Source organism: Pseudarthrobacter naphthalenicus, assembly GCF_029076445.1.
GTDB lineage: Bacteria > Actinomycetota > Actinomycetes > Actinomycetales > Micrococcaceae > Arthrobacter > Arthrobacter naphthalenicus.
Genome location: NZ_JARESG010000006.1, coordinates 64,848 through 88,414, shown reverse-complemented (window position 1 = coordinate 88,414; position 23,567 = coordinate 64,848). Strand labels below are relative to the sequence as shown.

24 protein-coding genes are annotated in these 23,567 nt (G+C 66.0%); 10 read left to right on the top strand and 14 right to left on the bottom strand.

The genetic code is table 11. The annotated features are described in order from the left end of the window. Positions 1-24 precede the first annotated feature (24 nt). Positions 25-1,305, bottom strand: a complete 1,281-nt coding sequence (serS, locus tag PY310_RS07915; RefSeq protein ID WP_275213836.1) for a serine--tRNA ligase — start codon at positions 1,303-1,305, stop codon at positions 25-27. A gap of 89 nt (positions 1,306-1,394) precedes the next feature. On the opposite strand from serS, the gene PY310_RS07910 reads away from it, so the two are divergent. Further along, on the top strand, positions 1,395-2,453 hold the full coding sequence (locus PY310_RS07910; RefSeq protein WP_275213835.1) for a diacylglycerol/lipid kinase family protein: 1,059 nt from the start codon (positions 1,395-1,397) through the stop codon (positions 2,451-2,453). 12 nt (positions 2,454-2,465) lie between these two features. On the opposite strand, the gene PY310_RS07905 is transcribed toward PY310_RS07910, so the two are convergent. The 3 genes from PY310_RS07905 to PY310_RS07895 all read right to left on the bottom strand — a co-directional run bounded on the left by PY310_RS07905 (position 2,466) and on the right by PY310_RS07895 (position 4,106). Beyond that, positions 2,466-2,672 (bottom strand): hypothetical protein, encoded by a 207-nt coding sequence (locus PY310_RS07905; protein ID WP_275213833.1) that lies wholly within the window; start codon positions 2,670-2,672, stop codon positions 2,466-2,468. A gap of 102 nt (positions 2,673-2,774) precedes the next feature. Next, on the bottom strand, positions 2,775-3,737 hold the full coding sequence (pheA, locus tag PY310_RS07900) for a prephenate dehydratase (protein ID WP_275213832.1): 963 nt from the start codon (positions 3,735-3,737) through the stop codon (positions 2,775-2,777). 42 nt (positions 3,738-3,779) lie between these two features. Next, on the bottom strand, positions 3,780-4,106 hold the full coding sequence (locus tag PY310_RS07895; RefSeq protein WP_275213831.1) for a rhodanese-like domain-containing protein: 327 nt from the start codon (positions 4,104-4,106) through the stop codon (positions 3,780-3,782). Between the two features lie 109 nt (positions 4,107-4,215). Here PY310_RS07895 and PY310_RS07890 point away from each other — a divergent pair, with 109 nt between their 5' ends. From PY310_RS07890 to PY310_RS07880, 3 genes are all read left to right on the top strand, one after another. Then, positions 4,216-5,688, top strand: a complete 1,473-nt coding sequence (locus PY310_RS07890) for an amidase (protein WP_275213830.1) — start codon at positions 4,216-4,218, stop codon at positions 5,686-5,688. Between the two features lie 83 nt (positions 5,689-5,771). After that, positions 5,772-5,975 (top strand): hypothetical protein, encoded by a 204-nt coding sequence (locus PY310_RS07885; protein WP_275213829.1) that lies wholly within the window; start codon positions 5,772-5,774, stop codon positions 5,973-5,975. A 109-nt stretch (positions 5,976-6,084) separates the two neighbouring features. Then, on the top strand, positions 6,085-6,486 hold the full coding sequence (locus PY310_RS07880; RefSeq protein WP_275213828.1) for a hypothetical protein: 402 nt from the start codon (positions 6,085-6,087) through the stop codon (positions 6,484-6,486). A gap of 70 nt (positions 6,487-6,556) precedes the next feature. On the opposite strand, the gene PY310_RS07875 is transcribed toward PY310_RS07880, so the two are convergent. Together PY310_RS07875 and PY310_RS07870 are read right to left on the bottom strand one after the other, a co-directional pair. Next, a complete protein-coding gene (locus PY310_RS07875; protein ID WP_275213827.1) occupies positions 6,557-7,171 on the bottom strand; it encodes a DUF4190 domain-containing protein in 615 nt (204 codons plus the stop codon). 53 nt (positions 7,172-7,224) lie between these two features. Further along, positions 7,225-8,154, bottom strand: coding sequence for an NERD domain-containing protein (locus PY310_RS07870; RefSeq protein WP_275213825.1), 930 nt, complete (start codon positions 8,152-8,154; stop codon positions 7,225-7,227). Positions 8,155-8,390: 236 nt separating this feature from the next. On the opposite strand from PY310_RS07870, the gene pgm reads away from it, so the two are divergent. Next, positions 8,391-10,061 carry a phosphoglucomutase (alpha-D-glucose-1,6-bisphosphate-dependent) gene (gene pgm, locus PY310_RS07865; protein ID WP_275213823.1) on the top strand — a complete coding sequence of 557 codons (1,671 nt, stop codon included), beginning with the start codon at positions 8,391-8,393 and terminating at the stop codon, positions 10,059-10,061. Positions 10,062-10,229: 168 nt separating this feature from the next. Here pgm and PY310_RS07860 read toward each other — a convergent pair whose 3' ends face one another. Further along, positions 10,230-10,835 carry a malonic semialdehyde reductase gene (locus tag PY310_RS07860; RefSeq protein WP_275213822.1) on the bottom strand — a complete coding sequence of 202 codons (606 nt, stop codon included), beginning with the start codon at positions 10,833-10,835 and terminating at the stop codon, positions 10,230-10,232. 200 nt (positions 10,836-11,035) lie between these two features. Between PY310_RS07860 and PY310_RS07855 the strand changes: the two genes are divergently transcribed. Beyond that, a complete protein-coding gene (locus tag PY310_RS07855; RefSeq protein WP_275213821.1) occupies positions 11,036-12,388 on the top strand; it encodes a uracil-xanthine permease family protein in 1,353 nt (450 codons plus the stop codon). 68 nt (positions 12,389-12,456) lie between these two features. On the opposite strand, the gene PY310_RS07850 is transcribed toward PY310_RS07855, so the two are convergent. The 4 genes from PY310_RS07850 to PY310_RS07835 form a co-directional block, all read right to left on the bottom strand. Beyond that, complete coding sequence (locus PY310_RS07850; protein ID WP_275213820.1) at positions 12,457-13,320, bottom strand: SGNH/GDSL hydrolase family protein; 864 nt, start codon at positions 13,318-13,320, stop codon at positions 12,457-12,459. Beyond that, positions 13,317-14,132, bottom strand: coding sequence for a GAF and ANTAR domain-containing protein (locus PY310_RS07845; RefSeq protein ID WP_275213819.1), 816 nt, complete (start codon positions 14,130-14,132; stop codon positions 13,317-13,319). The genes PY310_RS07850 and PY310_RS07845 overlap by 4 nt, the downstream gene beginning before the upstream one ends. Positions 14,133-14,325: 193 nt before the next feature. Next, positions 14,326-14,835, bottom strand: a complete 510-nt coding sequence (locus PY310_RS07840; protein WP_275213818.1) for a hypothetical protein — start codon at positions 14,833-14,835, stop codon at positions 14,326-14,328. A gap of 43 nt (positions 14,836-14,878) precedes the next feature. Beyond that, a complete protein-coding gene (locus tag PY310_RS07835; RefSeq protein WP_275213816.1) occupies positions 14,879-15,778 on the bottom strand; it encodes an SDR family oxidoreductase in 900 nt (299 codons plus the stop codon). A gap of 199 nt (positions 15,779-15,977) precedes the next feature. Between PY310_RS07835 and PY310_RS07830 the strand changes: the two genes are divergently transcribed. Further along, positions 15,978-16,472: a DUF6328 family protein gene (locus PY310_RS07830; protein ID WP_275213814.1), complete on the top strand. Its 495-nt coding sequence runs from the start codon at positions 15,978-15,980 to the stop codon at positions 16,470-16,472. 29 nt (positions 16,473-16,501) lie between these two features. Here PY310_RS07830 and PY310_RS07825 read toward each other — a convergent pair whose 3' ends face one another. The 3 genes from PY310_RS07825 to PY310_RS07815 form a co-directional block, all read right to left on the bottom strand. Beyond that, the gene (locus PY310_RS07825; RefSeq protein ID WP_275213813.1) at positions 16,502-17,626 is read right to left on the bottom strand and encodes a glycerate kinase; all 1,125 of its coding nucleotides are present in this window, start codon (positions 17,624-17,626) and stop codon (positions 16,502-16,504) included. 45 nt (positions 17,627-17,671) lie between these two features. Further along, positions 17,672-18,484, bottom strand: a complete 813-nt coding sequence (locus PY310_RS07820) for a class I SAM-dependent methyltransferase (protein WP_275213964.1) — start codon at positions 18,482-18,484, stop codon at positions 17,672-17,674. A 98-nt stretch (positions 18,485-18,582) separates the two neighbouring features. After that, positions 18,583-18,972: a DUF7793 family protein gene (locus tag PY310_RS07815; RefSeq protein ID WP_275213812.1), complete on the bottom strand. Its 390-nt coding sequence runs from the start codon at positions 18,970-18,972 to the stop codon at positions 18,583-18,585. A 76-nt stretch (positions 18,973-19,048) separates the two neighbouring features. Here PY310_RS07815 and PY310_RS07810 point away from each other — a divergent pair, with 76 nt between their 5' ends. The 3 genes from PY310_RS07810 to PY310_RS07800 all read left to right on the top strand — a co-directional run bounded on the left by PY310_RS07810 (position 19,049) and on the right by PY310_RS07800 (position 23,527). Next, positions 19,049-20,731 (top strand): sensor histidine kinase, encoded by a 1,683-nt coding sequence (locus PY310_RS07810; protein ID WP_275213811.1) that lies wholly within the window; start codon positions 19,049-19,051, stop codon positions 20,729-20,731. 28 nt (positions 20,732-20,759) lie between these two features. Further along, positions 20,760-22,292, top strand: coding sequence for a putative bifunctional diguanylate cyclase/phosphodiesterase (locus tag PY310_RS07805; protein WP_275213810.1), 1,533 nt, complete (start codon positions 20,760-20,762; stop codon positions 22,290-22,292). Positions 22,293-22,477: 185 nt separating this feature from the next. Beyond that, positions 22,478-23,527, top strand: coding sequence for an EAL domain-containing protein (locus PY310_RS07800; RefSeq protein WP_275213808.1), 1,050 nt, complete (start codon positions 22,478-22,480; stop codon positions 23,525-23,527). The last annotated feature ends 40 nt before the right edge of the window (positions 23,528-23,567 follow it).

The following is a 23,567-nucleotide window of genomic DNA, read 5'->3' as shown; positions in this document are numbered from 1 at the left end:
CGGCGGACGCTGGACGGAGCCGCCCTAGAGGACCGGGAAGACCTCCAGGCCGCCGAGGTACTTCTGCAGGGCTGCGGGGACGTTGACCGAGCCGTCGGCGTTCTGGTGGTGCTCCAGGATGGCCACGATCCAGCGGGTGGTGGCCAGGGTCCCATTGAGGGTGGCCACCGCGCGGGTGCCCTTGGCCACGCCTTCGTCATTGATGACGCGCTCACGGATGTTCAGGCGGCGGGCCTGGAACGTGGTGCAGTTCGAGGTTGACGTGAGCTCGCGGTACGCGCCCTGGGTGGGCACCCAGGCTTCGCAGTCAAACTTGCGGGCGGCGGACATGCCAAGGTCCCCGGCGGCCGTGTCGATGACCCGGTAGGGCAGCTCGCACTTGGCCAGCATCTCCTCTTCCCAGGCCAGCAGGCGTTCATGCTCGGCCGCGGCTTCCTCAACAGTGGTGTAAATGAACATCTCCACCTTGTTGAACTGGTGCACGCGGATGATGCCGCGGGTGTCCTTGCCGTGCGAACCGGCCTCGCGGCGGTAGCAGGAACTCTGCCCGGCGAAACGGATGGGACCCGACGCGAAGTCCAGGATTTCGTCCGCGTGATAGCCGGCCAGCGCCACCTCGGAGGTTCCCACGAGGTAAAGGTCATCCTCGGCGAGACGGTAGATCTCGGCGTCGTGCTTGACATCAAAACCGGTGCCCTGCATGGTTTCGGGGCGCACCAAAGTAGGCGTGATCATGGGAACAAAACCTGCCTCGATGGCCTGGTCCATGGCCATCTGCAGCAGCGCCATCTCCAGCCGCGCCCCCACCCCGCGCAGGAAGTAGAAGCGGGAACCGGACACCTTGGCGCCGCGCTCCATGTCAATCGCGCCGATCAGCTCGCCGATTTCCAGGTGGTCCTTGGGCTTGAAATCGGGGAATTCGCGGGGCGTTCCGACGGTCTTGACCACCACGTAGTCGTCCTCGCCGCCCTCGGGAACACCGTCTTCAATGAGGTTCGGGATGGAGCGCAGCAGTTCGTCCTGCTTGGCCTGCACGGCATCGGCCTCGGCGGAGGCTGCCTTGACGCTGTTGGCCAGCTCTTTGACCTCGGCGAGGAGGGCTTTTTTCTCGTCGCCCTTGGCCTGTGCCACCTTCTTGCCGAAGACGTTCTGCTCGGCCCGGAGGTTTTCATACCGGATCAGTGCGGCACGCCGGGCGGAGTCTGCTGCGATGATCGCGTCCACCACTGACTCGTCGGCGCCGCGGGCGCGCTGGCTGGCACGGAACTTGTCCGGGTTTTCGCTGAGGTCTTTTACGTCGATCACCAGACAAGAGTATCTAATCCCGCGCACTGGGCACTGCCGCCGGGATCGCGGAAATGGGGGCACCCCGCCCGGGCTACTGTTGAAGCACGATGAACGACTGGCTTCTCTACCTCCTGAGCGCGGCAGCGCTGGCTTTTGCCGTCTCCAGCTGGTGGGGTGTGCGCAAGCTCAAGGCACTGCATATCCGGAGCGCCGTCAACGAAGCCGCCCACGAAGCCGGGCTCACCCACCAGCGTGTGGCCGTCATCCTCAATCCGGTGAAATCACGGGCGGCCGAGGCGAAAGAAGCCATTCAGCGTGCCTGCCTCACGGCCGGCTGGGAGGACCCCCTCTTTTTGGAGACCACGGCGGAGGACCCCGGCTATTCGCAGGCCAAGGCGGCGCTGGAGTTCAAGGCCGACGTCGTCCTGGTGGGCGGCGGCGACGGTACCGTGCGGGTGGTGGCCGAGTCACTCGCACACACAAATGTAGCCATGGGCATCATCCCGCTGGGAACCGGCAACCTCCTCGCCCGCAATGTGGACCTGGACGTCAATGACCTGCGCGCCAACATCAACGCTGCCCTGTTTGGTCAGCAGCGCTACATCGACACCGCGCGGATGAACATCGAAAACTCCCGCACCGGCCACTCCTCCGAACACCTGTTCCTGGTGATCGCCGGCATCGGCATGGACGCGGAAATCCTGGCAGACACCAACGACGGGCTCAAAAAAGCGGTGGGATGGCTCGCCTACACCGAGGCCGGCATGAGGCACCTTCCCGGCCGGCGGCGGAAGGTGTCAGTGTCCCTGGATGAAAGCCCGGAGCAGGCACGAAACATCCGGAGCGTGCTCTTCGCCAACTGCGGGCTGGTGCCCGGCGGCATCGACTTCATTCCCGAAGCCATGATTGACGACGGCATGCTTGACGTGGTGGTGATGAGCCCGCGCAGCGCCTTCGGCTGGCTCGCCATGTACGGAAAGATCGTGTTCAAGCACCGGGGCAACCTCCCGATGATGACCATGTACCGGGCCGGGAAGATCGTCATCAAGTGCCCGGAACCCCTGCCCACCCAGGTCGACGGCGACCCATCGGGCCTGGCCACAAAGGTCACCGTCCAAGTGGCGCCCCGGTCACTCCTGATCAGGGTGAAGTCGCAGCCGGCCTAAGCCGGGCCGCCTTCAGGCGGTAGCTTTCTTCGCAGCTTCCTCGGCGGCGGCCTTGGCGGCACGCGCCTCAGACTGCTCGCGGATCATGGCCTGTTCCTCTTCGAAGCGCAGCCGATCAGCGCGGTCAGCTTCATCGCCGTCCCAGTCCTGGTTGTCGGCCGTCGGTTTGGGGTTAACGATCATGCCCTGGCCGTCATTATCTGTACTGCTGGTGCTCATGACCCGCTCCCTTCGTTAGGGGCCGTCCCCCCAAGTTGATCAAGCAAGCATACGCACAGTAACCAGCACGCGGAAGTACCTCTCGTACGCTGTGGGCGAAGCCTAGGAAGCCGTCTCCGGCAGGCCCGGCCGCGGCTGAAGAATCCCGTCCACCCATTGATGCGCTGCATGGAATGCTTCGTCCGACGTGTGCGGAGCCACGACGACTTTCTGCGCATCGGCCCGCCCGTAGGAACCCAGGAACCGGGTGGCCGGGCTGATGCGGTGAAGCCCGGCCAGGGCATCGGCAACCCGGGCATCCTGGACATGGCCGTCAGCGTCGATGCTGAAAAAGTAGTGGCCGAGGTACTGCCCGGTGGGCCGGGATTCGATCCGGCTGAGGTTCACGCCCCGGGTGGCAAACTGGTCAAGGATTTCCATGAGCGCGCCCGGCCGGTCCTCGGGCAACGGAACCACCACCGTGGTCTTGTCCGCCCCGGTCCGCTGCGGCAGTTCGCCGGGCCGGCTCACCATGATGAACCGCGTCACGGCACCCGGGTTGTCTCCGATGTTCTCCGCAAGCACAGACAGTCCGGGCTGCTCCTGAGCCACGATGGGCGCACAGATCGCCGCATCGTAGTGGGCGCCATCAGCCAGCAGGCCCAGGGCGGCGGCCGCCGTGGAGGAACCGGGAACGTATTCCGCACCCGGTATATTTGTTTCCACCCACAGGCGGCACTGCGCCCAGGCGTGGCCGTGCGTGGAGATACGGCGGATATCAGCGAGGGCCATCCCCGGCCGGGCCACCAGCACAAAGCTGATGGGGACCAGCACCTCCCGCGTGATACGGAGTTCCGGGCCGCCGGCGATGGCGTCCAGGGTGGCGGTGACGCCGCCCTCCACGGAGTTCTCGATCGGGACCATGGCGGCATGTACGGAGCCGTCCCGGACCATGTCCAGCGCGGCGTTGACGTTGGAGGCCGGGACGCGGGTGGCCTCGGCAGCCCCGGGAACCTGCATCAGCGCGGCTTCGGTGAAAGTTCCCTGAGGTCCAAGGAAAGTGTAGATAGCGGCTGGTCCGGGCATGGCGGATTCCTTCAGGACTTTGGATTCAGGGAAAGTCGCGGCTTAGAGGACCAGCGGCTTGAGCCCGTTATCGGATACCAGCGGCTTGCCTGATTCCAGCCACTGGTCCATTCCGCCGGCGACGTTGATGGCTGCATAGCCTTGGCCCGTGAGCCACTGCGCAGCGCGGAAGGAACGGCCGCCGGTCCTGCAGATGACGTACAGGTCCTGGTCCGGGTCCAGCTCGTCCAAGCGCGCGGGAAGCTGATCCAGCGGAATGTGGAGGGCGCCTTCGGCATGCCCGGCCACCCACTCGTAGTCTTCCCGAACGTCCAGAAGGGCCGCGTCGGCGGGAACGTCGTTGACAGGCACGGACTCGAAATCACTCACGGGATTCCCTTTCAGATGACGATGGTCTCCTCCCAGCCTAACGCCGGGAAGATGCCCTCCCGGCCGGGAACGGGCAGGTTACGCTTCTACGAGATCCCGAGGAGGACCCATGCCCACCGAGCAGCCCACCGCTTCCCCGCACGAGCTGCATGAGATGTCCGCCGTCCAGTTGCGGAACTCCCTACGCTCCGGTGAGGTCTCGGCCCGTGAAACGACGGCGTACTTCCTGGCCCGGATCACCGAACGCAACCCCTTGCTGGGCGCTTTCATTACCGTCACCGCCGAACAGGCCATGGCCGATGCAGCCGCTGCGGACGACCGCTACGCCCGGTTTCGGCGGAGTTCGGCGGCGCCTGCAGAGGGTGGAGCGGCGGACGGCCTGCCGCTCCTGCACGGCATACCCACCGCGTTCAAGGACCTGACCGATGTGGCCGGCGTGGTGACCACCCACGGCAGCGCGGCCCTGGACCACAAACCTGCGCCCACCGACGGAGCCCTTGCCGCGGTACTGAAGGCCGCCGGCATGATCTCGCTGGGCAAAACGCAGGTTCCGGAGTTCGGGCTGACGGCCTACAGCGAAAACCGCATCGCGCCGCCGTCGCGCAATCCGCACGCCCCCAGCCGCAGTTCCGGCGGCTCCTCCGGCGGCAGCGCAGCCGCGGTGGCGGCCGGCCTGATTCCTGTCGCTCCCGGGAGCGACGGCGGCGGCTCCATTCGGATCCCCGCGGCGGCCTGCGGACTGGTGGGACTCAAACCGGGCCGGGGTCTGGTGCCCTCGGGCGAAAGCGCAGCTAATCCCGCCGGGCTGGTGGTGGCCGGCCCGCTGGCCCGGAGCGCCGCCGACGCTGCGCTGCTCATGGACGCTCTGGTGCCCTCGCCCGCAACCTGCTACCTCGACGCCGTGGCCCGCGAACCACGTCCGCTGCGGATCGGTGTGAGCCTGGCCAGTCCGTGGTCCGGTGCCTTCCCGTTCACACCCGGGCCGGAAGCCCTCGCGGCCCTGCAGGCGGGCCGCGAGATGCTCGAACACGCCGGACACGCCGTGTCTGAAGCGGACATCCGCTACGACAACCGCTACCCGGACGCCTTCACGACGGCCTGGACTGCCGCCGTCGGCACGGCCCGGATCAGTCCGCAGCGTGAAGCATTGCTGACCCCGCTCACCAGGACGTTCCGGCGCAGGGCCCAGCAGCGCAGCACCTCCAAACTGGACGAATCCCTGGCGTTCCTCCGACGGTTCACCCGTGACACCATCACCCAATACGCCGCATGGGACCTGATGCTGATGCCTGCCCTGGCTCAGACGCCACGTCCGGTGGGCTGGTTTACCGGTGCCAGCCACGGCGATGCGCGCTGGCCTGCCGCAGCCTGGGCGGGCGACGCCGATGAGGACTACCGCCGGCAATGCCAATTCGCGCCGTGGTCCTCCATGGTGAACGTTTGCGGCCTGCCGGCCGTGACGGTTCCCGTGCACTGGACCGGCGGACAACCAGGCGAGGGGCTCCCCATGGGGATCCAGCTGATCGGTCCGGAAGGGTCCGAGTTACTGCTGCTGCAGGTGGCGTCCCAGCTGGGATTCTGACCCGTGGATGAACGGCCCGGGGTGTCGACTCTGCGGCCAAATGGGTGGACGATTAAAAGGCAGTCACCTAAAGGAGGCCTGTGATGTGCTATTCATCAAGCAAGGATTTCGGGTGGGGCATCAAGAAGGACGCCACCCGTGAACCCGAAGCGCGCCAGCAGACACCGCCTGACCGCACGGAGCCGCATTTCACGGCGAAGGACTTCACTTTCTGGGCCTTCCCGCGTCGGCGGAAGACCTATGAAGCCGAGGAACCTGCTGCTGAGCGCACCAGCGAGCGGGTCTGACCTGTTGGCCAAGCCCGCTTAAGGAAAGGCCCCTCCGGGGCCTTTCCCCTGCCCGGCATGACACCGCCGTCCTGGCACGGCCGCCACAGCGGCGCGCTACCGGGAATCCATGCAGAACACCCCAAAGACCATCATGAAGTGGAGTCCTTCCATGCGCGGACAATACGTTCATCAAGCAACAGTGCTCATGGCTGCCGGATCCGATCCCAGCGCACCCGGAGCCGCAATCACCCTGGAACTTTGCGGCAGCTGGGAGCATGAGCCGCCCTGCCCGCTGGCTCCGCACCACACGGACTATGCCCGGAACGGCAACGACGTCACGCTCAGGATCGTATTCGCCGCAGAACCCGACAAAGAGGGGGACGTGCGGCGCCGGATAGAAAGGGCCCTGGCCGGCGAGTCGCTCACCAAACCGGGCGGAGTGAAGACGAACTGGACCTATCGTGGCGGCGGACCCGCCGTGCTGAGTGCAGCAGAACAGGAACAGGCCAGGCGGATCGCCGCAGCTTAGGACCCGCTGGCCTGGTACGACGGGCGCTTGGTAAACGCTTGGTAAAACGGACGAGGGCCTAGTACCCGGCCTAGTACCCGTACGAGGATGAGCGGTAGGCCGTCAGGCCGACCAAAAGGAACAGCCAAAAGGCACCGTATCCCAGCAGGCACAGGTAGCCCAGAACCAGCCCGGTAATGGACATGGCCCTGCCTGAGCGTTCGCGGCCCAGTGCCAGGTGGCCGGTGATGATCGCGGCGAGCTGCGGAATGAGGAACCACCCCAGCAGGACCGAGGAAATACCACAGATCATGCTGGTGATGCTGAGGCCCTTGGGCTCGGCGGCGGGTTGGCCGTAGTACGCCGGCTGGCCGTAAGGGCTGTTCTGGTAAGGGCTGGGCTGGCCGTAGGGACTGGGCTGGCCGTAAATGTCCGGCGGACCGTAGGGGCTTCCCGGCTGCGTGTATCCCCCTCCGTGTTGCCCGCCTGGCTGGCTGTACGCATCTGCTCCGGGCTGGCTGTAAGCGCCTCCGCCGTACTGTTCTGCCCCGGGCCCGCCTTTGCTCCAGTCGTAGAGGGGCGGCGCGGGAATGTCCTGGCCCTGTGGCGGCACAAACTGTGGAGGCTCGTAGCCGGCCGGCGACTCGCTTGCTCCTTGAGCGCCCGGCCCATGGGAATCGGGGCGCGGCGTGGTCTGGTCACTCATGGTTTTCCCCGTTCGAAGTCTTGGTTCTTCAGCGTACCGCCAGGCCCCCAGTCCTATCGTCCCAAATATGGCAGCACGTAGACAGCAAAAACCACGAAGGCCGCCAGACACAACAACCGGCCCATCCCCGCAGCGGTCTGCTGCTGGGCATTCGCTTTCCGGTGTCCGTACCCGCTGCGCACTCCGGCGCTGACGGACCGCTGGTGCCGCGGACCCGGGCCGGCGCCGCTCCCGTTCGCTGGCGCCGCGAGGTGCCGGGACTCTGCAGGCCGGTCTGCTGCCCCGGACCCTGGCAACACCTCACGCCGCGGGAACGCCTCGGGCCCCGGCGACCATTCGCGCCCCTGCGACAGCTCCGGCCGCTTGCCGGTCAACGACCTGAAGGTGGGACTTTCCGCAGCCGGTTCCTGCGTGAGCTGGTGGCTAAGGTGCGTGTACAGGCCCGCCACTTCCCGCAGGTCAAGCAAGGTGGGCAAGGACAGCACGGCCTCAACAACGCGGTCGGCCCCTGCCACGGCCACGTCGGCATTCGTGATGGCGAAGAGGTCCGGCTGGCCCGCGAGGCAGATCAAGGGGCGGACCAGGCGGCGATGCGGCGGCGCCATGACCGAGGTGACGGCGGCGCATTGCGCCAGGGCCCCTTCCACCGACTGCGTCCTGGCGAACCGGCCCTGCCAGAGGACACCGGCGGAAACGCGGACCTCGCCCGTCCAGTTCTTGGCATTCACAACCACCACGCCGCCCGGACCCACCAGCACGTGGTCGAGGCTGGCCGTGGGCCTGCCGGGCCAGTGCACGTCATGGAGCAGAAACCAGCCGTGCGGGACGAGAAGGCTGAGCTGTTCAGCAATAGTCCCGTCGCCCACGGCGCCCTCGTCCCAGGACCTGGTGGCGCGTTCGGCTTGGTCCAGGCGGCGTTTTAGCTGCTGAACGCGCTCCGCTGCGAGCCGTGACTGCTCGGCTGCGCCGTCCCCTGTCCCCATGACCGGTCCCTTACTTTAGTGGCAGCTTTACTGCCGCACCCACGACGGCGGGCTGCCGCCGTCGTGCTTTCCATGCTGACTTTCCCGAACGTAACAGCGGCGCCGGGAGCCGGTATATAGGTACTTTTGGGCTGAGTACTCAGGTTTAACCACCTGTTCATGACATTCCGCGTCACAGGGTCCGGAATTTGGACAGGGGCGTATGGCCGTCCGCCCGCGTCTGGCATGCTGGTCCCATGGCTAGCCGCGCGGGCACAGTTGCCCAACCCCAGGACCTTGTTGACATTACTGCGCTCCTTGACGCGTACTACGACATTTCGCCGGATCTGGGTGATCCAGGCCAGCGCGTAGTCTTCGGCACGTCGGGGCACCGGGGATCCAGCCTTAAGGCGTCGTTTAACGAAAAGCACATCATTGCCATCACGCAGGCCATAGTGGAATACCGTGCCGGGCAGGGCATCACCGGCCCGCTGTTCCTGGCGAAGGACACCCACGCGCTGAGCGAGCCGGCGCAGAACTCCGCCTTGGAAGTCCTCGCGGCCAACGGCGTGAACGTGCTCATCGACGCCCGCCACGGCTACACCCCCACACCGGCCCTCAGCCACGCCATCCTCACCCACAACAACAACCGCGCGGCCGGCGCCCCCGAGGCTGACGGGATTGTGGTCACGCCCAGCCACAACCCGCCCGGTGACGGTGGCTTCAAGTACAACCCGCCGCACGGCGGCCCTGCCGATTCGGATGCCACCGGCTGGATCGCCAACCGCGCCAACGAACTGCTCGAAAACGACCTCCGCGGCGTCAAGCGCGTTCCCGTAGCGGACGCCCTCGCAGCGGACAGCACGGGCAAGTTCGACTTCCTCAGCAGCTACGTTGACGACCTCCCCTCCGTCCTGAACCTGGATGCCATCCGGGAAGCCGGCGTCCGCATCGGTGCCGACCCCATGGGCGGCGCGTCCGTGGACTACTGGGGCGAGATCGGCGAGCGCCACCACCTGGACCTCACCGTGGTGAACCCCACCGTGGACCCGCAATGGGCCTTCATGACCCTGGACTGGGACGAGAAGATCCGGATGGACTGCTCCTCACCCGCCGCGATGGCTTCCCTGATCAAGCGGATGTCCGACGGCGGCAGTTCAGCCGCGTTCGACGTCGCCACCGGGAACGACGCCGACGCCGACCGCCACGGCATCGTGACGCCTCTTGTTGATGGCGTGGGAGGGTTGATGAACCCGAACCACTACCTCGCCGTCGCCATCGATTACCTGTACCGCAACCGCAGCGGCTGGAACCCGAACTCGGTGGTGGGCAAGACCCTGGTTTCGTCCTCGATCATCGACCGTGTGGCGGCGAGCCTGGGCCGCAAGCTCGTGGAGGTCCCCGTGGGCTTCAAGTGGTTTGTGCCGGGCCTGCTGTCCGGCGAAGGCGCGTTCGGCGGAGAAGAGTCCGCCGGCGCCTCCTTCAACAAGCTGGACGGCAGCGTCTGGACCACGGACAAGGACGGCATCCTGCTTGCCCTGCTGGCCTCCGAAATCACCGCTGTCACAGGCAAGTCACCCTCCCAGCTGTACAAGGGATTGACGGACCAGTTCGGCGCCCCCGTCTACGCGCGCATCGATGCAGCAGCCACACGGGAGCAGAAGGCGGCACTCGGCAAGCTCTCGCCGTCGGACGTCACCGCAACTGAACTGGCAGGCGAGACCATCACCGCCAAGCTCACCGAGGCCCCGGGCAACGGCGCACCCATCGGCGGCCTCAAGGTGGTCACGGAGAACGCCTGGTTCGCGGCCCGGCCGTCCGGCACCGAGGACGTCTACAAAATCTATGCCGAGTCCTTCAAGGGCGAGGAGCACCTGAAGCAGGTCCAGGCCGAAGCCAAGGCGCTGGTGGACAGCGTCATCTCCTGACCCGCCAGGTACCCCCGGTACTCCCCACCCAATGGAACGCTCTCTCACTTAATGCGCTTAAAACGCCGATGCTCTCTCACTTTCCTGAAGAAAGTGCGAGAGCATCGGCGTTAAGCCCACATTAAGTGAGAGAGCGTTCCCCAAAAACCCACATTAAGTGAGAGAGGGTCAGACGGTGCGGACAACGTCCTCGTAGGTGAACTTGGGCTTGGCTGCGCCCCAGGCATTCTCGCCGGGCTGGCCGATGTTGACCACGAGGAAGCTCTTCTGCTCGCCGGCCGGGAACAGCTGGGCGTCGATGCCGCCGAAGTCGGCACCGGTCATCGGGCCGGCGGCGAGGCCGAGGGACCGGACGGCAAGGATGAAGTAGCCGGCCTGCAGGTGCGCGTTGTTGCTGCCGGTGGCGGCAGCCAGCTCCGGAGCGGCATCGTACATGGCCTTCGGCGCGTTGTACCCGGGCAGGAAGTTGTCCCACTGCTCAGCCCAGGCGGTGTCGTAGCTGAGGACTGCAACCAGCGGAGCCGAGGCGGTCTTGGCCTTGTTGCCGTTGGACATGGCGTCAACGAGCCTGGCGCGGGCCTCGTCGGAGCGGACATAGGTGACGCGCAACGGCTGCGAGTTGAAGGCCGTCGGGCCAAACTTCGTCAGCTCGTAGATGGCGCGGGCCTGGTCCTCGGTCACCTCGCCGGTGAAGGAGTTGGCGGTGCGGGCTTCGGCAAAGATGGCATCGACGGCGGCCGAGTCGATGACGGCTTCTTCGTGGGCAGTGGTCATATGCGTCCCTTTCGCTGGGCCCGCTCATCGGGCTGATGGGCCGGCGGTCTGCTTCCATAGTTGCAACTTCAAGCGTTCGTGTCTTCTTCCCGTGAAGCAGCGTGACGTTTGGCACAGCCGGACGGCGGGCGGGTCCGCGCGGTATTGTTGCACCGGAAGATTTCAGCCCCAGCGGCAACCCCCTTGAAAGGCCCCCGACCATGAGCATGCTCGGAATGAAATGGAAGCTGCACGGCACCGGCAGGTCGATTAAGCCCGGCCACGTGGTTGCCCCGGACGAGCGGCTGGCCTGGCCACTGACCATCGGGGTGGGAATGCAGCATGTTGTGGCTATGTTCGGAGCCACGTTCCTGGTCCCCATCATCACCGGGATGCCGCCGGCCACCACCCTGTTCTTTTCGGGCATCGGCACTCTGCTGTTCCTGGTCATCACCAAAGGCCGGGTACCCAGCTACCTCGGTTCCAGCTTCGCGTTCATTGCGCCCATCATGGCGTCCCAGCAGCAGTTCGGCATCCCCGGAGCGCTGGGCGGGGTGCTGCTCGCCGGCGTCGCACTGGCCCTGATCGGCGCGATCGTCCAGAAATTCGGTGCGGGCTGGATCAACCGGCTGATGCCGCCGATCGTCACCGGCGCCATAGTGGCCCTGATCGGCCTGAATCTTGCTCCCGCGGCGAAGATGAACTTCGCTGCCGCCCCCATCACCGCAGTGATCACCCTCGCCACCATCATCCTGGTCAGCGTCCTCTTCCGCGGGATTATCGGCCGGCTGAGTATCCTGGCGGGCGTGGTGGTCGGCTACCTGGTGGCCATGCTGCGCGGCGAGGTGAGCTACGACAAAATGGACGCTGCCGCCTGGATCGGCCTGCCGCATTTCCAGACGCCGGAGTTCCATGTGGGCGTGCTGGGCCTCTTTGTGCCGGTGGTCCTGGTCCTCGTGGCTGAGAACATCGGGCATGTGAAGTCCGTGGCGGCCATGACCGGGCAGAACCTCGACGACGTCTCCGGGCGGGCGTTGATGGCTGACGGCATCGCCACGGTGCTCGCCGGCGCTGGCGGCGGTTCCGGCACCACCACCTATGCGGAAAACATCGGTGTTATGGCCGCCACCAAGGTGTACTCGACGGCGGCCTACTGGGTGGCCGGAATCTTCGCCATCGTGCTGAGCTTCTCACCCAAGTTCGGGGAACTGATTGCCACGGTCCCGCAGGGCGTGCTCGGCGGCGCGGCCACCATGCTGTACGGCATGATCGGCATCCTCGGCGTGAAGATCTGGGTGCAGAACAAGGTGAACTTCGCCAACCCGGTAAACCTGACCACCGCCGCCGTCGCCCTCATCATCGGCATCGCGGACTATACCTGGACCATCGGGGAACTGACCTTCACCGGCATCGCACTGGGCTCGGCCGCCGCCCTGGTGATCTACCACGGCATGAGGGCCATCGCCAAGGCACGTGGCACCGTGGCGGAACCGGAAACGGAAGTGGCCGGCCTTCCCCCCGCGGCCAAGGCAGCCCTCAACGCGGCAACGAAACGCGGCCCGAAGAGGCGCTGACAACCACAGGCGCTGAACAACCACAGGCGCTGAACAACCAGGGGCGCTGAACAGCCCGAGGCGCTGATTCAGGCGGCGTGGCCTCCACTCAGGTAGGGTGCCGGCGGGGAGCCCAGGCCGAAGACCGGGCCGGGCTCGGGCCGTTTGGCCGTCAACTCCGCTTCTGAGGGGTGCTTCAACTGACGCACCACCCATGGGAAAAGGTACTCGCGTGCCCAGACCAGGTCTTCCGCCCGGGCCTCCCGCCAGCTGCGCGGCAGAGGCGGTTTGGGCTCCAGCGGCACCAGCGAGTGCGGGACGCTGAGTTCCTTCAGCACTGCGCTGGCGATGGTGTGGTGCCCCAGGGGTGAGAAGTGCAGCCGATCCGGGTCCCACATGCCGGGATGTGTTAGTTCCCGGAGGAACCACAGGTCCACCATCACTGCGCCGTGCCGGGCGGCCACCGCATGAAGATTTTCGTTGAAGATGGCCACCTTGCCGCGGATCTGGCTGAAGACCGGCGTGGCACCCCAGTCCGGTCCGGCAAAGAGCACCACGGTGGCGCCGGACCGGGCCAGCCGCTCCACCCCCACGTCAATCCGTTCCGCCAGCCGGTCCGGATCAGTGCGCCGGAACACCATGTCGTTGCCGCCGGCCGATAGGGTCACCAGGTCCGGCTTCAACGCCAGGGCCGGTTCCAACTGCCGGTCGAAGATCTGCTGCAGCAAGAGGCCGCGGATGGCGAGGTTCGCGTAGGCAAAGTCCGGCTGGCTGATGCTGAGTTCCTCGGCCACGCGGTCTGCCCAGCCCCGCAGGCCGCCCTCGCTGCGGGGATCCGGATCACCCACCCCCTCGGTGAAGGAATCCCCCAGGGCCACCATCCTGCGCCACGGGTGACCTGCCGGCTCAATGGGGGCGCTTGTGGCTGCCTTCTCCTGCTTCCTGAGCTTCATGATGTGCTCCCTGTTTTGTAGGGTCCTTCATTAAGCGCCGGCGTTTCGACCGCGATAAGGCCGAAGCCGGCATCCTCCTGACGGGTTTCCCCCGTCTCCGGGCGGGAGGCCGCCACGATATTCAGGGCCGTCTGGCGCAGCCCCTGCCCGGTGTGACGCGCGACGGTCCGCATATATTGCACCGCCGCCTCATGGCCGAGCCCGTAGTCGGCCACAAGGATGCCGACAGCCAGGTCCATGAGGACTGCAGAACTCTGGGCTATTGCCAGTTGCGCATTACCTTCCACCCGCTCCGCCACGCGAACCACCAGGCGCAGGGACCTGGCCACCTGCCGGACAAACCGGCGCGCCAGCACGATGTCCTGGCTGCTGAAGGCATGGGGGGTGGCGGCATAGAGGCTTAACGCGGCCTGTGAACCCGCCGCAGACACAATGGGGATGGACACCAATGATCTGACCCCGTGATCTGATGCGGCACTGGCGTAACCGGGCCAGCGGCGGTCGAGGGCCGTGTCTGCGACGTGGACAAAATCAGCGGTGCGCAGGGATTCGAGCACGGGTCCGTCCGCGAACGAACACTGCTCTTCGTCTGCTGCCCGGGCCGCGGCGCTTCCGGCGGCGGCCGTCCGGACCGCTCCGGGGCGGAAGAAGGTGACGGCCCAACTGATCAAGCGGGTGTCGCCGTCCAGGTCGTGTATGAATTCGCCGGTGACAGCAGCAAGGAAGTCCTCAACATCCGAGCTCTCGAACACCACATCGTGGGGGTCTGGCAGGGATTCCCAGCCAGGCCCCCGTGGAGTCTCCGCGGCCATAATTCACGCCCAGGATCGATACGCGCGGCCCACTGCAAAACCTGTTATTAGGATACGTCCGGAGCTGGTTTCACGGGTGCGATTCTGCAGCATGAATTGCGGCGCCGGCGACGCAAAAGTGCCGCCCGGCGTACGGCCCGGCGGCACTTTGCAGTCACGACTGGCGCGGGGCGAACCCCGGCGGCAGTGTTGGTCAGCCGGCGTCGAAGCTTTCGTCGCCGTCGTTCGGGGATTTCTCCTTGGACAGGTCATTTCCGCTGCCGTCCGGCAGGCCGGCAGCATCCTGCCCGGACTCCGAGGAGAACGGCTCGGCGCCCTGGGAATCCGCGTTGGACTCGTCGATTTCGGCCTCTGCGGAGGGGACGGCAGCATCACGCGGCAGGTGCTCACCGGGTTCGAAGCCGGGATCGTTCGAGTCCACCTCGGCATGGCGCTGCTCGTCGGTGCCGCCGAACCGGCCGGCTCCGGGTTCCCCGGCACTGTCCGAGTCCTCCTCGCCGAAGTGGCTGAGGTTGGGCGTGCCCGTGGCGAACGTCTCGCCGTCGGGGCTGTCCTGGTTCAGGCCGGCGGCGTCGAAGTCCTCTTCGTCCCGGGGCTGCGCGAACTGCTTGTTATCCGTGCCACCCATCTCCTGCTCTGCGGTCGGCGAGCCGTAGCCGCCCACTTCCTCGTCGGGTTCCTTGCGCTGATTTTCCTGACTCATGGTTCCTCCTGTTGTGGATGTGGATGAATCTGATGGGCAAGTATTAGAGACCCTTGCCGCCGGTCACCGGCAGCACCGCCCCGGAGATATAGGACCCCTGTTCAGATGCCAGCAGCACATACGCCGCTGCGAGCTCCGCCGGCTGGCCGGCCCTCTGCAGGGGAGTGTCCTGGCCGAACGTGGGGAGCTTGTCCGGCCATTCGGTTGCCGGGATCAGCGGGGTCCAGATGGGCCCGGGAGCCACAGCATTGACGCGGATCCCCTTGGGTCCCAGTTCCTCGGCCAGCGCCTTGGTGAACGCCACCTGCGCGGCCTTGGTCATGGCATAGTCAATCAGCCCCGGGGACGGGTTGAAGGCCTGAATGGACGCCGTGCTAATGATCGAGGAGCCGGCTTTCAGGTGAGGTACGGCAGCCCGCGCCGTCCAGATCAGCGAGTACAGATTGGTCCGGAACACCCTGTCAAATTCCTCGGTGGCGAGGCTCTCGAAGCTGTCCCGGTTCTTCTGGTAGGCGGCATTCAGCACCACAACGTCGAGTCCGCCGAACCCGGCCACGGTGTCCTCCACGATGCGGGTGCTGAAATCCTCCTCGCGCCCGTCTCCGGCCAGCAGCAGCGCGCGCCGGCCGGCCTTGCGGATCCACTCTGCCGTGTCCTGGGCATCCTCCTCTTCCTCCGGAAGATAGGAAATTGCGACGTCGGCGCCCTCGCGTGCGAAGGCAATGGCCGCGGCCTTGCCGATCCCGGAGTCGCCGCCCGTTATGAGCGCTGCTTTGCCTTGCAGGGCGCCGTGACCCTCGTAGCTGAATTCGCCATGGTCCGGTTTGGGATCCATCGGGGCCGTGAGCCCCGGCTGTTCCTGCTCCTGCTTCGGGAACCCGCCCGAATGGTAACTGCCCCGGGGGTCGGCGGGGGGTTCGGTCTGCTTCTGGTCATCGCTCATAGTCCACCTCTTCACTGAATCGGTTTTCGAAGGGCCCCTGCTGCACCAGCCCCTCGAAACTATCCCGCCCGGTAGAGCAAGTCCACCGTTCGACACGAACAATAAGCAACCTTAGCAATTGTTGATCTAAGCGCAACTTCGGCCTAGCTTGAGAGCACGCCGCTTGGGTGGCCAAGCCTCCGGAGCAAGGAGAAAAACGATGCCGAATGTGGAGGATTTCACGGGCAAATCAGGCCGGCATGAGACCCGGGAAGAACAGCTGGACCGCAACTGGGCCGAACTGCTTCAGGAGCTCCGGGTCCTGCAAACGGGGGTGCAGATTTTGGCCGGTTTCCTCCTCACCCTTCCGTTCCAGCAGCGGTTCGAGAAACTGGACGGCTTTCAGGTCACGCTCTATCTGGTCAACGTGGTGATCGCGGCCCTCACCACAGCCTTCATCCTGCTTCCGGTGAGCGTCCATCGCCGCCTGTTCCGCCAACGCCTGAAGGAGACCCTGGTATCAAGCGCCGATACCATCACCAAACTGGCCCTGGCCGGGGTGGGCATGCTCAGCGTGGGGACGGCGGCGCTGGTTTTTGACGTCACCGCCGGGCGCGCGGCGGGGCTGACCGCAGGCGGCATCCTGCTGGCGGTCCTCCTGGTCCTGCTGGTGCTTGTCCCGCTGCGCCTGAACCGCCGCGCGCGGGTGCGGTAGCCCGGGCACCCTCCGCAGAGGCTCCGGCCTCAGGCGCCTTCCAGGACCTGGCTGGTTGCCCAGGCGAGGTACTTCGCGGCGTTGGCGACGGCGTCTTCCGGGCTTGGTGCCACGTCGAGCAGCTGCGCGGCGGCCACGACCCCGTGGCCGGCCAGGTCCTCGGGCGTTACCATAATCCGGCCCGCCACCACAATCACCGGAATGCCCCGTTCCCGGGCGGCATCGGCGAGGGCGATGGGGGCTTTGCCGGTCAGGGACTGCGAGTCCAACGACCCCTCGCCGGTGATCACAAGGTCCGCCTCATCAAGCTGGGCCGGCAGTCCCGTGAGCCCGGCCACCAGCGCAAACCCGCCCTCCAGCCGCGCGTTGCCAAAGGCAAGGAACGACGCCGGGAAGCCGCCAGCCGCGCCCGCGCCCGGGAGGTTGATGTCCCGGCCTGTCGCCTCCTGGAGGACGGACGCCCAATTGCGGAGGCCGGCGTCGAGCAGTTCCACAGCGTCCGCGTCGGCTCCCTTTTGGGGGCCGAATATGTGGGCGGCGCCGGTGGCGCCGAACAGCGGGTTCTGCACGTCAACGGCGATCCGAAAGGTAACGGCGGTCAGTCGCGGATCCAGTCCGGAGGTATCGAGGGCCACTACATCGGCAAGCGACCCGCCCCCCAGCGGGACCACGTTTCCTGCGCTGTCCAGCGGCTTGAGGCCAAGCGCACGCAGGGCGCCGCTGCCGCCGTCGGTCATGGCTGATCCCCCCAGACCCAGCACAATTTCGGTGGCACCGGCGTCGAGGGCCGCGGCGATCAGCTGGCCGCAGCCGTAACTGTGCGCCCGCAGGGCGTTGGCGGCAGTGGGCTCCATCTGCGCGAGTCCGGAAGCCTGCGCGGTCTCGATGACCGCAACGGCACCGCCTGCGGGGTTCTTCCGGATCGCCCAGGCCGCCCCCACAGGCTTCAGGATGGGGCCCACCACGGCGTTGATCCGCTCCTCGTAGCCGGCGGCGACGGCCGCCTCCAAGGTTCCCTCCCCGCCGTCGGCGATGGGGAACTGGTTGGCGACGGCATCCGGGTACACCCTGAGCGCCCCTTCCGCCATGGCCGCGGCGGCCTCGGCAGCGGTGAGGGAGCCCTTGAATTTATCCGGTGCAATCAGAATGCGCATGCGCTCCATCATGCCAGCCGCCTGTGCCGAAGCGGCTGTCCGCCGCTACGCGGAGAGTGGCTCCTGTGCGGGCGTTTTGCCCTTGAGGACGGCGAAGTAGCCGGGGACCCTGCTGTTCCCCTCGGCATCCATCAGAGGATTGGTTTCGATTGTGGCGGCACCGTCCTCCACCAGCGTCCAGCGGTCTGTTGGCATCACAACTGCCAGTTCGTCCGGGCCGAAGTGGCCGGGCATGGGGAGTTTGCGGATGGCCAGCTCCAGCGGCGCCGGGATGCTGCGGCGCGACGCCCCCAGATGCGAGACGTATTCCACCGGATTGCCGCGGAAGTTCGTTTCCGCCAGGAAGACCCGGCCGCGCTCGCCCACCATCTGCCGGAGGTTTTCCATCAGGGCAGCCTGATCGGCGGTGCCCAGGACATGCAGCACGCCCCGGATGAAGACGTTGGCGTCCGTTGGCCCCACGAGCCCGGCACCGGCATGTGGCCGTGTCATGTCACACTCCGCGAAGCTGAGATTGTCCATGGCTTCCGATTCGGCCCGCGCGCGGGCCACCGCATGCTCGGCCACATCCACGCCGATTACACGGGGTGAAAACGCCGCGAGGGCCCGGCTGAAGGCACCGTGCCCGCAGCCCACATCCACCACGGGAAGGTCCGGGTCGAAGTGCCGCGCCAGGATGTCACGGTAGCCGCGCAACTCGTTGTCAGAGCCGGAATCCCAGAGCACTTCGCTGCTGGTTCCGGTGCTGACGATGCCTTCCCAGTACTTGTCCCAGGCGACAGCCCGGTCCTTGGGGGCGGAGCGGGACAGCCGGATGAGCTTGGGCAGGATGAGGTACTTCCGCCAGGCGGAGCGCATCGGTTTCGAAGGGGAAGGCACCGTTCAAATATAGGTCCCCGCATGCCTCCCACCTGCGCCGGAGTCACGAGTCGGTCGCAATGGTGTGGCGGGGAGGTTCAGGCGACGGCCTGCTGCTGATCCTTCAGCAGCCATGCCGTAGCATCGTCCCGCGAGGTGAAAAACCGGGTGGGGCAGGGCAGTTTGTTGATTCCCAGGATGAAGTTTGCCAGCACTTTGTCCACGGGCGACGCCCCCAGCAGCGCTATCCGGGACGCCTGGCACGGCCGGCCGAAGACCGCGCGGGCACCCCGGCTGACCTGGGCCGTGGTGGCCATGTCCACCAGCATGGGATAACGGACGTTACCGCACAGGTCATTGACGCCGCTCATTGCGGCTTCGGCGTCGGCCTCGGAGATGGACACCCCGCGGGCCCACTTCAGTTGGACCACACCCTGCCCGTCCAAGGTCAGGTCCGCCTTCACACTTTCTGCAGGCTGCTTCGTCACGTTTACCTTCCATACATTCCTCATAAGGGCCAGCTCTGCCCGGTCACCCTACAATGTACTCATTCATGACTGAACAGTGCTTACCAGCATCGAGGGGGACGGGTTGCCAGCGGACACACCACACGTAGCAACCGTGCCCTACCTGGCCGTGGTGGCGGACCCGGACTCCGGGCGCCGTCAATTCGTGGCCGCAGCACTGGAATCGGCGGGTTTCACGGTCCGCGCTGCCGGGAACTCCGCGGACCTGTCCGCGATTCTGGACGAGGCCAAGCCCTCGGTGCTGGTCCTCGACAGTTCCCTGTCCGACATCGACGTTGCGGCCCCCGTGCTGGCGCTGGTGGACCTGGACAGTCCGTCCGAAGTCAAAGCCGTGGAGCATGCCGGCGTGCGGGACTGCATTGCCAAACCTCCCGCGGCCAAAGAGTTGATCCACCGTGCCACGGCCCTGATCAACCTGGTTTCCCGGCGGACGGAAGCCCGGCATGAAGCGGAGACGCTGCGCGAAAGGCTGCGGCAGGTGTCGGCAGCACTTCGCGGGACCAACGATCCCCAGCAGATCGCCGACTTTGTGGTGACCGGCTTCGGTGAGACCTTCGGCGCGGACCGGGTTTGCCTGGCCACCTTCGAGGACGACCGGGTGCCGCTGATCACCGCCCAATGGCACCGGCGCGGGCTGGATCCCCTGCCCGGGACGGTGTTCGCGGCCGCGGAGGATGCCCGCCCGGCGGCGGATCTGCTGTGGTCACGGGCAGAACCCCTGACAGCCAACGGAGCTTCCGTTCAGGGCGGCACCGACGACGCCGAGCTTCCGGCCCAGCTGGCCGCCCTCAATGCGTCAGCTTACGTGGCGGTTCCGATGGGCGATGGCAGTTCCTCGCTCGGCATCATCTGGATAGCGCTGCTGGACGCCCCCAGGGAGTGGTCGCGGGCCGAGCTCGGACTCATCCAGCACGTCGCCGGCAACGCGGCCCATGCGCTGATCCAGAGCCATCTGATCACCAGCCAGCAGCAGGTGGTCAAGCAGCTCCGGGAGCTGGATAAGGCCAAGACCGACTTCCTGGCCACGGTCAATCATGAGCTCCGCACCCCGCTGACCTCGATCATGGCGTACCTGGACATGATCCAGGAAAACACCACGGACCCGGTGTCCACCGACGTCCACCAGATGCTGGACATTGTGGTGCGCAACACGGAACGGCTGCGCCTGCTGATCGAGGACATGCTGAGCGTTTCCCGCCATGGTCACGAGCTCAGTCCGCTTCAGCTGACGCCCGTCCGGCTGGCGCGGACCCTGAAGATTGTGACCGCCGCGCTCACCCCGCTGGCCAAGCTGCAGAACGTCAGCATCGTCTTGGCCCCCGTGGCCGAGGACCTCGACATCCTGGCGGACGAGGTCCAGCTTCAGCAGGTTTTTACCAACCTGGTTTCCAACGCCGTCAAGTTCACGCCGGGCGGCGGCCGGATCGACGTCGGCTGCGTATTCGAGACCGACGCCGGCGGCACCGGCCGGGCAGCGGTCACGGTAGCGGATACCGGGATGGGCATCTCCGACGATGAGCTGGCCCACATCTTCACCCGCTTCTACCGGGCCTCCAACGCCATGTCCGGGGCGGTGCCCGGCACCGGCCTGGGGCTGGCCATTACCCAGGACATCGTGGACCGGCACGGAGGCAGCATCGACGTGGCGTCGCAGCTGGGCCAGGGCACCACGGTCACCGTCAAGCTCCCCCTCGACACACCTTCGCCCCAGAACCACTAGACCCTGCACCCCCGGAGAGGAGGTCCCGTTGTTCGCCGATGATGACCCCAGACTGTCCCAATTGTTGGAGGGAATTGTCCGGCTTGCCTCGGGAGACCTCCAGTCACGGATAGAAGTCTCGCCCGCGCGCGACGAACTCGACGCCATCATCATGGGCACCAACCTCCTGGCTGAGGACCTGCAGATCATTTATGAGGAACTGGAACAGCGCGTGGAGGACCGCACCCAGCGCCTCCACGAGGCCCATCGCGAAATGCAGAAGATGGCCATGCAGGACCCTCTTACCGGCCTCGCCAACCGGTCCGCGCTCCTTGCTGCGCTGAAGTCCGCCCAAGACCAAACCGGCGCCGCCCAGCCCGTGATCCTGCTCCTGGACCTGGACGCCTTCAAGTCCATCAACGACAGCCTGGGCCACGCCGCCGGGGACCAGGTGCTGACCACGGTCGCACGGCGTATCCGCGGCGCTGTCCGGCGCACTGACGTGGTGGCCCGCCTCGGCGGGGACGAGTTCGCGATTGTCATGCCTGCCACGGGCACCGACCAGGCCGTCGTCGTCGGTCAACGCATCCTGGCCGCCCTTAAGGAACCGATCGAACTGCCCGACCGGAACATACGCTGCGGTGCCAGCATCGGGCTCAGCGCCGGGGAACCCGGGCGGTCGCCGGAGGACCTGCTGATGGAGGCTGACGTGGCAATGTACGCCTCGAAGGCCGAGGGCCAGAACCGGCTCCACGTGTTCGAGCCTGGCCTGCTGCTAGTTCGCAGGCTCCGCAGCCAACTCCTCGATGACCTCCGGACGGCGGTGAAAGGTGAAGGACTGGTGCTGCATTACCAGCCCGTGGTTGAGCTGGACACAGGCCGGATTGAAGGGGTGGAAGCCCTGGTCCGCTGGCAGCACCCCACCCGGGGGCTCATCATGCCGGACGAATTCATCCCCCTCGCCGAAGACGCCGGCCTGATCTCCGAGCTAGGGCTCTGGGTCCTCACAACGGCGGTGAACCAGCTCCGCCGCTGGGTTGACGATGCGCTGGTGGACAGTTCCTTCTCCGTGCGGATCAACATTTCCGCCACCGACCTGCAAAGCCTCCAGTTCATCGAAGATGTCCGCGGGGTGCTCAAGGAAACAGGGGTGCGGCCGGAGCAGGTTGTCCTCGAACTCACGGAAGTGGCGATCGTCAGGGGCAACGAACTGGACCGGTACTCCCTGGGCGGGCTGCGCGGGCTCGGAGTGGGAATTGAGATTGACGACTTCGGGACCGGCTACTCATCCATCAGCTACCTGCGCCGCCTCCCGGTGGACCGCGTCAAGGTGGACCGGTCGCTGATCGAAGGGCTTGGTACCGATCCCAGCCAGCCTCCCCTGGTGGCTGCCGTCCTGCAGTTGGTGCGGGCCTGCGGACTGGAAGCCGTTTGGGAAGGTGTGGAAACCGCGGAGCAGGCTGAACACCTGCGGAACCTGGGCTGCCTCAGTGCGCAGGGCTACTATTTCAGCAAACCCGTTCCGCCCGAACAAGTCCCTGGCCTTCTGGCCGGAACTCCCGCGCAAACTCATAGCGCTTAGGCATTTCAGGGGCTGCGCTTTTCGCCCCTCCCGATATACGATCTAGTTGCGGTATCCGATTCTTCCAGGTCAGGAGATCGGCCAAATCGAAGCATCGGATTTCGGAAAGCGCCAGGAAATTTGAAAATAGAACGGCCACTGAGGCATTACTTCGTCAACTGGGGGCGTCGATAATGACAGTTCGCGTGCAAGCATGGGGAGTTATCGCTGCAGTATTAGCGGATCCTGATCCTGCTGGTGCGGCCATCCGCCAGCACCTCAGCGACCGCCTGGGGGAAAACCCCGGCGTACCGGAACGGGCCCTGCTCGAATACCTGCTGGAACGCCGGCAGCTGGACGCCGCGCAGGAACGCGCCACGGGCACGCCCAGCGCCCATCAACCACTGAACTCCGTACCTCCGCATCTGGCGGAACGGATGGATTCGCTGCGGAGCCTCTCCAGAATTAGCGCCTTGCTGGAGAAGCAGATGCTGATGACCGCCTTCCAGCCCATTTACGGACTGGATTCCAAGAGCGTGGTGGGTGTCGAGGCGCTGTCCCGCTTTGTCAGTGACGACGGAGCCGGCGCGGAACTCTGGTTTGCCGAAGCTGCTGCGGTTGGTTTGGGCGCCAACCTGGAATTCTCGGCGCTGGGTTCCGCGGCACTGGCCGCCGCGAACCTTCCCCAGCACCTTTATGTGGCGATGAACATCTCGCCGGCATCCTGCCTTGATCCGCGCCTGCCGGAATTGTTTGACCACATTGAGTTGCCGATTGAACGAATAGTCCTCGAATTGACCGACGGCATTCCGGACGAGCAATACTCGGATTTCATTGCCGCAATAACTCCGCTGCGGGAACGCGGACTGAGAATTGCCATCGATGACTCACACTCCAGTGCCGGCACACTGAGCCGGATGCTGCATTTGCGGCCCGACTTCATCAAGCTGGGACGAAGCGTGATCAGCGGCGTTGACCAGGATCGCACGCAGCATGCGGTTGCCGCCTGCATGATTGAATTTGCCACCCGGATCGGAAGCGTCGTGGTCGCCGAAGGCGTGGAAACCGCCGAGGAACTCACCGTCCTGGCCGAGCTGGGCTTTAGCGCCGGGCAGGGCTACCTTCTGGGCAGGCCCTCAGTACGGCCCAAGGATTGGGCTGCCTGGAATGCACCGCTCGACCTTGACGAGCTCCGGTTCCTGACGGCCGAGTCCGGCCGCTTCCCGGGTCCCGGCGGCGCCGACCGGCGTCAGTAGGCGGCACCGCCTTCCTTGCGCGGGGGCGTGGGCCCGGCAT